Annotated in this window: 12 protein-coding genes; 1 reads left to right on the top strand and 11 read right to left on the bottom strand. The window is 49.0% G+C overall.

Annotated elements, in window-relative coordinates; translation table 11 throughout:
- Positions 1–111 precede the first annotated feature (111 nt).
- Positions 112–1296, bottom strand: coding sequence for an MSCRAMM family protein (locus ACR0QE_RS11915; RefSeq protein WP_432628567.1), 1185 nt, complete (start codon positions 1294–1296; stop codon positions 112–114).
- Between the two features lie 284 nt (positions 1297–1580).
- Here ACR0QE_RS11915 and ACR0QE_RS11910 point away from each other — a divergent pair, with 284 nt between their 5' ends.
- Positions 1581–2486 carry a LysR family transcriptional regulator gene (locus tag ACR0QE_RS11910; RefSeq protein WP_432628566.1) on the top strand — a complete coding sequence of 302 codons (906 nt, stop codon included), beginning with the start codon at positions 1581–1583 and terminating at the stop codon, positions 2484–2486.
- Positions 2487–2500: 14 nt separating this feature from the next.
- Here the strand turns inward: ACR0QE_RS11910 and atpC are convergent, their stop codons facing one another.
- The 10 genes from atpC to ACR0QE_RS11860 all read right to left on the bottom strand — a co-directional run.
- Positions 2501–2920: an ATP synthase F1 subunit epsilon gene (gene atpC / locus ACR0QE_RS11905; RefSeq protein WP_432628565.1), complete on the bottom strand. Its 420-nt coding sequence runs from the start codon at positions 2918–2920 to the stop codon at positions 2501–2503.
- Between the two features lie 21 nt (positions 2921–2941).
- On the bottom strand, positions 2942–4342 hold the full coding sequence (gene atpD, locus ACR0QE_RS11900) for a F0F1 ATP synthase subunit beta (protein ID WP_432628564.1): 1401 nt from the start codon (positions 4340–4342) through the stop codon (positions 2942–2944).
- Between the two features lie 17 nt (positions 4343–4359).
- A complete protein-coding gene (gene atpG / locus ACR0QE_RS11895) occupies positions 4360–5253 on the bottom strand; it encodes an ATP synthase F1 subunit gamma (protein WP_432628563.1) in 894 nt (297 codons plus the stop codon).
- The gene (gene atpA, locus ACR0QE_RS11890; RefSeq protein WP_432628562.1) at positions 5220–6758 is read right to left on the bottom strand and encodes a F0F1 ATP synthase subunit alpha; all 1539 of its coding nucleotides are present in this window, start codon (positions 6756–6758) and stop codon (positions 5220–5222) included. The genes atpG and atpA overlap by 34 nt, the downstream gene beginning before the upstream one ends.
- A 13-nt stretch (positions 6759–6771) precedes the next feature.
- Positions 6772–7287 (bottom strand): ATP synthase F1 subunit delta, encoded by a 516-nt coding sequence (gene atpH / locus ACR0QE_RS11885; RefSeq protein ID WP_432628561.1) that lies wholly within the window; start codon positions 7285–7287, stop codon positions 6772–6774.
- A complete protein-coding gene (atpF, locus tag ACR0QE_RS11880; RefSeq protein WP_432628560.1) occupies positions 7280–7771 on the bottom strand; it encodes a F0F1 ATP synthase subunit B in 492 nt (163 codons plus the stop codon). The genes atpH and atpF overlap by 8 nt, the downstream gene beginning before the upstream one ends.
- Positions 7772–7798: 27 nt before the next feature.
- Positions 7799–8023, bottom strand: a complete 225-nt coding sequence (atpE, locus tag ACR0QE_RS11875) for an ATP synthase F0 subunit C (RefSeq protein WP_177977767.1) — start codon at positions 8021–8023, stop codon at positions 7799–7801.
- A 96-nt stretch (positions 8024–8119) separates the two neighbouring features.
- Positions 8120–8806: a F0F1 ATP synthase subunit A gene (locus ACR0QE_RS11870; RefSeq protein WP_432628559.1), complete on the bottom strand. Its 687-nt coding sequence runs from the start codon at positions 8804–8806 to the stop codon at positions 8120–8122.
- Between the two features lie 471 nt (positions 8807–9277).
- Positions 9278–10309: a PfkB family carbohydrate kinase gene (locus tag ACR0QE_RS11865; protein ID WP_432628558.1), complete on the bottom strand. Its 1032-nt coding sequence runs from the start codon at positions 10307–10309 to the stop codon at positions 9278–9280.
- Positions 10221–10554, bottom strand: a 334-nt coding sequence (locus ACR0QE_RS11860) for a hypothetical protein (RefSeq protein WP_432628557.1), incomplete at its 5' end; no start/stop codon positions are given. The genes ACR0QE_RS11865 and ACR0QE_RS11860, both read right to left, overlap by 89 nt.

Raw genomic sequence — 10554 nt, 5'->3', positions numbered from 1 at the left:
ATAATATGATATTGTAATAAGTATTTGTGTCTGTTTTTAGATTTCCATGTTCCCATGATATAAGCATACAATAATATCTAACTTTTGGCTACCTTAACCCACCGTCTAAAGTCAGTGGGATTGCGGTAGCCTCATTTCAAGATCTGTGAACACTGCGCTTCCGTTTTCATCTGTCTTCACAGTCTTCACTGCTCTCGCCGTTTTCACAGAATTCATAGGATCCGAATCTGCTGCAATCTGAAATTTTGCCCCCTCAATCGCCATCTGCGGATAGCGCTCATCCACAAGTTTCAGACTGATTTTTGTCTTTTCCATCTCAATCTCGTGAACTTCCAGCTTCTTCTCGTCTTTCTTTTCCGTCACAATCTCCGGTTTCTTCTCAATTCCGGCATAGTATCGCGGAACCTCTTTTTCCTGAAGGCTGTACGTTCCCAGATAAAGCTCTTTGCTCTCCCCGTATCCATTCTCATCGCAGATAATCTCCCCGACGCGCTCGCCTTTCCGGTAACGGATTGTCCCGTCAAACGTCTGAATATCTTCCTCTGCAAGAACTACGAAACGACCTCCGCCCACAGGGGTTCCATCCTCACGGTCGCTGACCTGCACACAGATGCTGTTCTTTGACGGCGAAAGCGGAATCTCCACAAGGCACGGTTCCGTCCAGTCAGAAGGAGTCCCGACACGAAATTCCTTATCTGCCGAGCCCTCATATCCCTTCGGCGCCGTCTTTTCGTGAAACTTATAATCTCCCTGAAAAATCTTTTCCGGAAGATAAAAATTGCCCTTGTCAGTTGTCACAAATTCACGGTAGGAAACCTTATCCGGATAATAGGTATTCAGAATCTGACGCGTTCCATTTGCCTTGTACAGTTCAAACACCGCACCCTCCACCGGGATCACCCTTCCGGTCTCTGCATCGATAATCTGAGCAAGCACTGCGGATTTTTTCTTGTCATCCGCGCCGCCCATCCCCATATCCGGACTTCTTCCGGCCGCCGTCGTCATCTTTTCCTTTTCTGCTGCTTCTGTATTCTGATCTTTCTCTGCTTCTCCTGCCTGATCCTTTTCTCCAATCTCCTCACGAGCCCGATCCTGTTTTCCGTGGTCGATCTGGTCTTCTTCATATTGGCGACCTACAATCGTTTCTTTTTTATGATAATCGGTATAATCATTCAGAAGATAGAGTCCCAAAAGAGCTGCCAAAAGAATCAAAAGAAAGATTAACGTCACTGCCGTGTTCGCAGCCGACTTCCAAAGATTAAATTTCTCTTCGTCTTCTCTTTCCGGCTTTTTCATGCATCATGTCCCACCTTCATCTGCTTTTCAATCTGTATCCGCCCTGGTCTCTCATTTTCCAAAAACGCAGCGGAAATCGGTTACAGTGTATCATCTCTATCTTTCAAAAGCAAGTTTTCTCGGAAAGTTTTCTTGAAAATACAAGCACTCATTCCGTGCGACACCAAGCCAAACTCGCCTTGCTAATTCGGACAGTTGCGGCATCGATTTTTGCATGATATAATAAGATTTCCTTAAAAAGATTTTTTTGAATCAGACTTTACATAGACTTGGAGGGCGAACGCATGGAATTACTACAGTTAAAATACTTTCTCGCAGCGGCACAATATCAGCACATCACGAAAGCTGCCGAACATCTTCAGATTGCACAGCCCGCACTTTCCCAGGCGATCCATCGTCTCGAGAGCGAACTCGGTGTTCCGCTTTTTGAGCGCAAAAACCGCAGCATCGAACTCAATGATTCGGGTAAATTTTTCCAGCAGCGCCTTCTTCCGCTGATCAACGATCTCGACCGCACGATCGAGGAACTTCAATGCGGAAAAGAGCAGGCCACACACACGATTCGTCTGCGCCTGCTCTCCGCATCTTCTCTGATCACAAACCGGATCATCGCCTTTCGCGCGCTCCGCCCGGATGTGAATTTTCAATTGTACCAGACCTCTCAGACTGACCCGCACGCGGACTCCGACTATGATCTGTGTGTCACGGCAAGACGGTCAGACTTTGCCTCCGTCGACCGCAACCATGCAACCGTCATGCTCGAGGAAGATCTCTATCTCGCCGTTCCGTCTGCCTCCCCTTACGGCAATCAGCAGTCAATCCGCCTTGCAGACACCCAGCATGCGGGATATATCTGCCTCGCAGGATCCCGCCCGATCCGCCAGATCACAAACAGCTACTTCCTCGAACTCGGATTTTCCCCGCGGATCATCTTTGAGAGCGACACGACGGAGACAGTCCGCAACCTGATCGCCGCCGGCATGGGAATCGGATTCTGGCCCCAGTACTCATGGGGACCTCTCCCCGCACAGTGGGAGTCAACCTCCTCAAACTCTCCGGTGCGTCTTCTTCCGATTTCAGACTTAAAATGTCGCAGACAGATTATTCTGATGCGCTCCGAACAGGGAAAAGGAAAACAGGCAGTACAGGAATTCTGTGATTTCCTCGTAAATAACCTGGAGTGGATGTGAGGGGATTCCAGTCCTTATAGTCCTTTTTCGTGATAGGAAGAGCCGTGAAGTCTCGAGAGTGCACGTGCCATTGCCGCCTGCGTCATATAATATTCCCGGATGCTCTGCTTCTGGCGGAGCTGTTCTTTTGCGCGCTCAAGCGCCAGCTTTGCTCTCGCCTCATCGATGTCTTCCGGACGCTCTGCCGAATCCACGACCGCCATCACACGGTTGTTTGCCACCTGAACAATTCCAATTCCGACAATGACTCTGCGCTCAGTCGACTCTCCCGGGACACGAAAACGCATCTCGCCCTCCTGGGTTGCGAGGATCATCGCCTCACGATGAGGCAGAATTCCAAGTTCTCCATCGTGAGCCGGGACAACCAGTGTCTCACAGCTTCCATTGTAAAACACATGATCGCTGGCAATGATTTTCAACCAAAATGCTGCCATTTTTCTGCTCCTTTACACCACTCAGTCCTTATTCTGCTCCATCGCCTTTGCCTTCTCGACAACCTCATCGATTGTTCCGACATTGAAGAATGCAGCCTCCGGATAAGCATCCATCTCACCATCGATGATTGCCTTGAAACCGCGGACGGTCTCCTTGACCGGAACGTATTTTCCCGGAACACCGGTAAAGTTCTCTGCAACATGGAACGGCTGGGAGAGGAAACGCTGGATCTTTCTCGCACGGCTGACGGTCAGCTTATCTTCCTCTGAGAGTTCCTCCATACCGAGGATTGCGATGATATCCTGAAGTTCCTTGTACTTCTGAAGCATCTGCTGTACCTTGTTTGCAACCTCATAGTGCTCTTTTCCTACGACATCCTCCTCAAGAATTCTCGAAGTGGACTCAAGCGGATCAACTGCCGGGTAAATACCCTGTTCCACAATCTTTCTCGAGAGAACCGTCGTTGCATCCAGATGTGCAAACGTCGTCGCAGGTGCCGGGTCCGTCAAATCATCTGCCGGCACATAGACTGCCTGTACAGAGGTGACAGAACCATTCTTCGTCGAAGCGATTCTCTCCTGAAGCTGACCGACATCGGTTGCCAGTGTCGGCTGATATCCAACTGCTGACGGCATTCTTCCGAGCAGGGAGGAAACCTCTGATCCGGCCTGCACGAAACGGAAAATATTGTCGATGAAGAGAAGTACATTCTGATGCTGGACATCACGGAAGTACTCTGCCATCGTCAGTCCCGTCTCTGCGACACGCATACGGGCACCCGGCGACTCATTCATCTGGCCAAATACCAGGGCGGTCTTCTCGAGAACTCCCGACTCCCCCATCTCCGTCCAGAGATCGTTACCCTCTCTCGAACGCTCTCCGACTCCGGTGAAGATCGAGTATCCGCCGTGCTGGGTTGCAATATTTGTAATCAGCTCCTGAATCAGAACCGTCTTACCGACTCCGGCACCTCCGAACAGTCCGATTTTTCCGCCTTTTGCATACGGTGCCAAAAGGTCAATGACCTTGATTCCCGTCTCAAGCATCTCGACAACCGGGCTCTGGTCTTCAAAGCTCGGCGGATCGCGGTGAATCACCCATTTTGTCTCACCATCAAGGCTCTCGCCTCCGTCGATCGGCTCTCCGAGCACATTGAAAAGACGGCCAAGTGTCTTTTCTCCGACCGGAACGGAAATACCTGCGCCGGTCGCCTCAACTTCCATATCTTTGCAGAGACCTTCGCTGGATGCCAGCATGATACAGCGTGCCACATCTCCGCCGATCAGCTGAGCGACCTCCATCACGCAGCGTCTGCCATTATTATTCACAACCAGGGCATCCTGAATATGAGGAAGTTTGCCGTCCTCAAACTCCACATCCACAACAGGTCCCATGACCTGAACGATTTTTCCCTTGTTCATAAGTGTCTCCTTTAGCTTTAGCGTCTCTTCTTCCGCTGTGCCTTCGCACCGCCGACAACTTCCGTGATCTCCTGTGTGATCGCCGCCTGACGCACACGGTTGTAAGCGATCGACAGCTCCCCGAGCAGTTTATTTGCATTGTCGCTTGCGGACTGCATCGCCATCATTCTCGCATTCTGCTCACTGCAGAACGACTCCACAAGCGCACCGAAAATGAATCCGGTCACATAGTTTGGAACCACATGGTCCAAAACTGCTGTTGGGCTCGGAATCATCTGAATCTCCTCGTGATAAGTATCTGCCGGAATCGCAGCGGAATCAAATTCCTCCCTTGTCAGCGGAAGAAGCTGCTCCATCTGCGCCTCCATCTTCATGCTGTTGATCATCTGCGTGTAGAGAATATCGACCTCATCAAGGCGATGCTCCATGTAATCCTCAATGATCGAGGCAGCAATCATTCTCGCACGATTCATTGTCGGATTCTGCACGGTATAGTGAAACTGTTCCTCCACCGGAACCTGGCGGGAGGCAAAATACTGCCGTCCCAGCTCTCCAACCACATAAATCCGATGATTCGGATATTCTTTCATCCACTGTTCTGCCATCTTTAAGACATTGTGGTTGTAGGCTCCCGCCATTCCCTTATCTCCGGTGACAACAATCAGTCCGCGAACCCGGTCTTCCTTCCTCTTATCGGAACGAGGATCAAAGTACGGATGATGAAGTTCCGGAAGGTGACGCAGAATTCTTCGAATCAGACTCTGGAGCGTATAGAAATACGGCTCTGTGTCTGCAAGCAGTTTCTTGCTCTTTGTCAGCTTTGTGGAAGAAATCAGATACATGGCATTTGTGATTTTCCTCGTATCCTGAACACTCTTTATTCGTTCTTGGATTTCTCTCGCGTTTGCCATACTGCCTCCTTAAACTGCTTTGCAGCCTCCACAATCCGTCCGGAAAGTTCATCGCTGAGAACCTTCGTCTCCTCAAGTTCTTTTCCGATCTCCGGGTGCTTCTCATCAAACCAGGCAAGCATCTGCATCTGAAATTCCTTAATCCGGGCAACCTCCACACTCAGCATAACCCGGTGCGTTGCCGCGCAGAGCGTGATCACCTGCTCATGCATGGCAAGCGGTCTTCCGAGAGGCTGTTTGAGCAGTTCCATCAGTCTCTTTCCATATGCCAGCTGTTCCTTTGTCGCATCATCCAGATCTGAACTGAACTGCGTGAAAACTTCCATCTCACGGTACTGTGCCAGATCAATTCGGATGCTTCCGCTCGCCTTCTTCATTGCCTTTGTCTGGGCAGCTCCGCCGACACGGGAAACGGAAAGTCCCACATTGACTGCCGGACGCTGACCGGCGAAGAACAGGGAGCTCTCAAGGAAAATCTGACCATCTGTGATGGAGATGACGTTTGTCGGGATATATGCGGAAACATCTCCCGCCTGTGTCTCAATAATCGGAAGCGCGGTGATCGAACCGCCGCCAAGCTCATCATTTAAGCGGCTTGAGCGCTCCAGAAGACGAGAGTGCAGATAAAAGACATCGCCCGGATATGCCTCACGTCCCGGAGAACGCTCCAGAAGCAGAGACAGAGCTCGATAAGCAACTGCATGCTTGGACAGATCATCATAGACAATCAGGACATCTTTTCCCTGATGCATGAAAAATTCTGCCATCGCAGTTCCTGCATACGGGGCAACATACTGCATCGGAGCCGGATCACTCGCTGTCGATGCCATGACAATCGTGTAATCCATCGCATCGTTCTTCTTAAGCGTATTGACAAGTTTTGCCACTGTCGATGCCTTCTGTCCGATTGCTACGTAAATACAGATCACGTCTTTTCCCTTCTGGTTTAAGATCGTGTCCATCGCAATCGAGGTCTTTCCTGTCTGACGGTCGCCGATGATCAGCTCACGCTGTCCGCGTCCGATCGGGAACATCGAATCGATTGCCAGAATTCCGGTCTCCATCGGAACCCCAACCGACTTTCTGTCGACGATTCCCGGTGCTTCCTCCTCAACCGGAAGATAAGCCTCCTCTTTCGCCGGTCCCAGACCATCGATCGGCTCACCGAGCGCATTGACGACTCTTCCGAGAAATTCCTTTCCGATCGGAACACCGGCGCGTTTCTTTGTCCGCGCAACCTTTGTTCCCTCGACAATTCCCGTATCCTTTCCGAAAAGGATACAGCCAATCTCATTTTTCCGGATATCCTGAACCATTCCGCGGACTCCGTTTTCAAATATGACAATTTCTCCATACATGGCGTGATCAATGCCGTAGACGATTGCAATTCCGTCTCCGACCCAGATGACGGAGCCGGTCTCCGAAACCAGCCCTGCATGCTCGTCGTAATCTTCAATCTCACCTTTGATGATGGAGATGATTTCCTGAGAACTGATTGTACTCATATCACCAAAACTCCTATCCTGCCACAGCCTGACTCAATTTTTTCAACTTTCCGAGAAGGCTGTAATCGTATTCCACATCTCCGGTCTTCAGGACAAATCCGCCCATCAGTTCCGGGTGAGAAGCCAGGCTCAGCCGGACTTCCCTCTTTCCATAAGTTTTTTTCAGAAACTGCCGAATGCCTTCCATCTGGGTCTCATCCGGCGCTGTCACATACCAGAGCTGCGCGGTGAGAACTCCATCTGCCAGTCTCTCGCACTCTTCCCGGACTTTCACAATATCCGGAAACTGTCCGATTGCACCGGCATCGCAGGCTTTCTTCAGGAACTTGGTCATCACACTGGAATATTCCGGTGTTTTCCAAATCTCCTCGATGATGGCATGTTTCTTTTCCCGACGGTAAACCGGGCTCTGAAGCACCCGCACGAGCTCCGGATTCTCACCCAGAATCTCGCCGGTCTTTTTTACCATTTCCTGCGGAACTTCAAGCTCATAGAGCACAGTTCCGTATAATCTTGCCTCTTCAGTCATGTCTCTCACCTGATTGACTCAAAAATGTATCATAACAGTTTCGATCATTCTGCGGGCCGTTCTGCTCAGAAAGCAGTTTTGCTGCCGCTGCCATTGCCAGATCTGCAACCGAAGCGCGCAGATCTGTGAGCGTCTTCTCCCGCTCGAGCGCAATCGTTCTGTCTGCCTCTTCCATCTTCTTTGCGGCATCGGTCTTTGCCTGTGCGAGAATCCGGTTGTACTCTTCCGTGCCTCTCGTCTTTGCCATCTCCACAATCTTGTCCGCTTCCGCGCCGGCATTCTGAATCGAAGCCTCATATTCCCGCTTCATTTTCTCAGCTTCCTGCTTTGATCTTGTCGCATCGTCGAGATCCCGCTCCACCATCTGCTTCCGCTCTTCCAGAATCGCCCGCATCGGCTTTACCAGAAAGTGTCTCATAAAGAAGTAAAGGACTAACAGATTGATGACTGTAAAGGCAATGTTCCAGAAATTGATGTTTAACATTGCTTTCGCCTCTCTTATTTATCTGAATTACTTTAAGAACAGAATGATCAGAAGACCGATTACGAAGCCATAAATAGCGGTTGCCTCTGCCAGTGCACATCCAAGAAGCAGTGCCTTGGTGATCTTTCCGTCTGCCTCAGGCTGTCTTGCAATGGCATCTACTGCCTTTGAAGTTGCCATTCCGATTCCCAGTCCTGCTCCGATTCCTGTGATAACTGCAACTGCAGCACCGATTGCGATTAATCCTGTCATAATTCTACTCTCCTTTTGTTCGTATGCGCTCTCAAACAGTTTAAGAGTACATGTTCTTATGTATGTTTGTTTCTTTTTGTGCCATCTGAAATAAAATTACTCAATGGCCTCTTTTATATATAATGATGTGAGGAATACAAAGACATAAGCCTGAATCACTCCATCAAATATATCAAAATAAAAGCTGAACGGCAGCGGCGCCACAAGAGGCACCAGATATTTGATCAGCGCCATGACTACCACGGCACCGAGCACATTTCCAAACAGTCGCATACAAAGCGACAGCGGCCGGATAAACAGCTCAAGTACATTGATCGGGGCGATGATCGGGATCGGTTCTGCAAAACTCTTGATCCACCCTTTCACTCCCTTTTTCCGAATTCCTGCCACCTCCACAAGAATGATACTCATCACTGCAAGAGAGATGGTCACATTTAAGTCCTTTGTCGGCGATTTGAATCCAAGAAGTCCGATCATATTGGCGATTCCGATGTAGAGAACCACGGTGATCAGATACGGAATGTAATCCGTTCCCTCTTTTCCGAGAAGCTCCTCGAAGAAATTCCAGATGAAAGTGAACCCGCTTTCAAGTGCCGCCTGTTTTGTTCCGATCTTCCTGACTTTCAATCCGTGAACAAGAACCAGCGTTGCAATCATCATGATTCCCATAATGATCCACGTCACTGCCACCGACTCAAGGACATCTATTCCGCCAAAAACCGGAATCGTAAATGCCACCTGGCAGTTCAGTTCTTCCATCAGGGAATCAACAAGTCCATCCATATCCTCTTCCCCCTTTCTTATTTCATGCACATTAAGAATCTTATCTTATGGGATAGCCGACCGTTATTAAGAATCATCCGGAAAAGCTATTCTGTCATTCCTGTCGATGTCGTTTCCGTGATGTCATTTCCCTGATGTCACACTCATCTTCCGAACCTCTTAATTCCTATCGGCTCTGCTTATTATAATCATTCAATTTTATAATTTCAAATATAGAATTGTTATGAATTCATAACATTCGCGTTATCAACATGAAAATGGCTGAAATATATTTCATTATTTTTTCCTATTTTTGGAACCTTTTTTCCCATCTTCTTTCAAAAATTTATTTTTTCTTTACGAAAAAAAAAGAAATCGACCGGAATCGATTTCTTTTTTTACCAAATTTTTAGGAAAATTAACCAAATCGGATTATTTCATCCTCTTCTGTCTCTATTTTACTCTGCACAGAATATTCTGAAAATTTATTCTTTATCTCTGCAAATTTGTGTCATTCGACTTCATAATCCGCAGAATTTCCGCCTCATTCACAACATTGAAGTCGTGCTGAATCATCAGTTTCATGACGCTTCCTGCAATCGCAAAGTCAATCATCTTCTGAGGGGCAAATCCCTGAACAAGGCCATGAAGCAGGGCACCTGCAAACGCATCTCCGGCTCCAACCGCCTCAAGGCTGTGTACCGTGTGGACAGGAGTCTCATAGAATATGTCACCTGTCAGATAGATTCCCATCCAGTCCCCGTCCTCGACCGTGTGCATATTCCGCAGAACACTCGCAACTGCACGACAGTTCGGATAGCGCTCCATAATCTCCTTCATTCCACGCTTGTAAGTCTCGATCTGATCGATTCCATGCGCCATATCACCGTCAAAAGCATGAATTCCCAGTGAAGACTCAAAATCCTCATCATTGGCGATGCAGATCGTCACATCTTTCATCAGCTCTCCCATCACCTGCTGGGCGCGCTCACTGCTCCACATCTTCGAGCGGTAATTCAGATCGCAGACTACCTCAATCCCGCGCTCTGTGCAGACTTTCAGTGCATCCTTGACCGCCTGGTGCACAGACTCACTGACCGCCGGGGTCACTCCCGAGAAATAGAACACATCCACATCGGCAAGCAGGCTCTCCCAGTCAAACTCCTCTGGATCCACCAGAGAAAATGCGCTGAACTCACGGTCATAGACCACGTTCGTCGGACGAATGTCACTGCCCTTCTCAAAATAATAGATTCCAAGACGTTTTCCGCCTCTCACGACACGGGAAGTGTCGACTCCCACGCGGCGCAGCTCGCCGAGGGCTGCAAGTCCAACCGGATTATCCGGAAGTTTTGTCACAAAATGCACCGGATCCTCAAACATTGCAAGAGACGCCGCCACATTCGCCTCAGCACCGCCATAGCTCGCCTCAAATTCATCCGCCTGCACAATTCTTAAATACTCCGGAGTCTTTAACCGGAGCATAATCTCTCCAAATGTGAGTACTTTCTTTTTCTTTTCCATTTTTCTCATTCCTTCCAAACGCATCAAATACTTGTTCGATTCGTATTTTTTCGCACTTATTATAGCATAAATTGCTGATGAAAAACAGAAAATAAATATGATGATGCAGCAAAGGCTCCGGCAGTGGGAAAGTCAATGCAAACCCGTGTGAGACGTCGGTGCTTAGGTTCGCGTCTTTTGCGACCTTATGCACCGCTACGTCCGCTCTGCGTATCGAGGAAGCGCCAGTGACGCTTCCGCTGATT

Source organism: Brotaphodocola sp. (genome assembly GCF_050873065.1).
In the GTDB taxonomy this organism is placed as follows: domain Bacteria; phylum Bacillota; class Clostridia; order Lachnospirales; family Lachnospiraceae; genus Brotaphodocola.
This window is presented reverse-complemented; position numbering and strand designations above follow the sequence as displayed.

Coding starts and splice junctions, on each gene's coding strand:
- ACR0QE_RS11915 (WP_432628567.1), bottom strand. CDS start 1,296: ATGAAAAAGCCGGAAAGAGAAGACGAAGAGAAATTTAATCTTTGGAAG.
- ACR0QE_RS11910 (WP_432628566.1), top strand. CDS start 1,581: ATGGAATTACTACAGTTAAAATACTTTCTCGCAGCGGCACAATATCAG.
- atpC (WP_432628565.1), bottom strand. CDS start 2,920: ATGGCAGCATTTTGGTTGAAAATCATTGCCAGCGATCATGTGTTTTAC.
- atpD (WP_432628564.1), bottom strand. CDS start 4,342: ATGAACAAGGGAAAAATCGTTCAGGTCATGGGACCTGTTGTGGATGTG.
- atpG (WP_432628563.1), bottom strand. CDS start 5,253: ATGGCAAACGCGAGAGAAATCCAAGAACGAATAAAGAGTGTTCAGGAT.
- atpA (WP_432628562.1), bottom strand. CDS start 6,758: ATGAGTACAATCAGTTCTCAGGAAATCATCTCCATCATCAAAGGTGAG.
- atpH (WP_432628561.1), bottom strand. CDS start 7,287: ATGACTGAAGAGGCAAGATTATACGGAACTGTGCTCTATGAGCTTGAA.
- atpF (WP_432628560.1), bottom strand. CDS start 7,771: ATGTTAAACATCAATTTCTGGAACATTGCCTTTACAGTCATCAATCTG.
- atpE (WP_177977767.1), bottom strand. CDS start 8,023: ATGACAGGATTAATCGCAATCGGTGCTGCAGTTGCAGTTATCACAGGA.
- ACR0QE_RS11870 (WP_432628559.1), bottom strand. CDS start 8,806: ATGGATGGACTTGTTGATTCCCTGATGGAAGAACTGAACTGCCAGGTG.
- ACR0QE_RS11865 (WP_432628558.1), bottom strand. CDS start 10,309: ATGGAAAAGAAAAAGAAAGTACTCACATTTGGAGAGATTATGCTCCGG.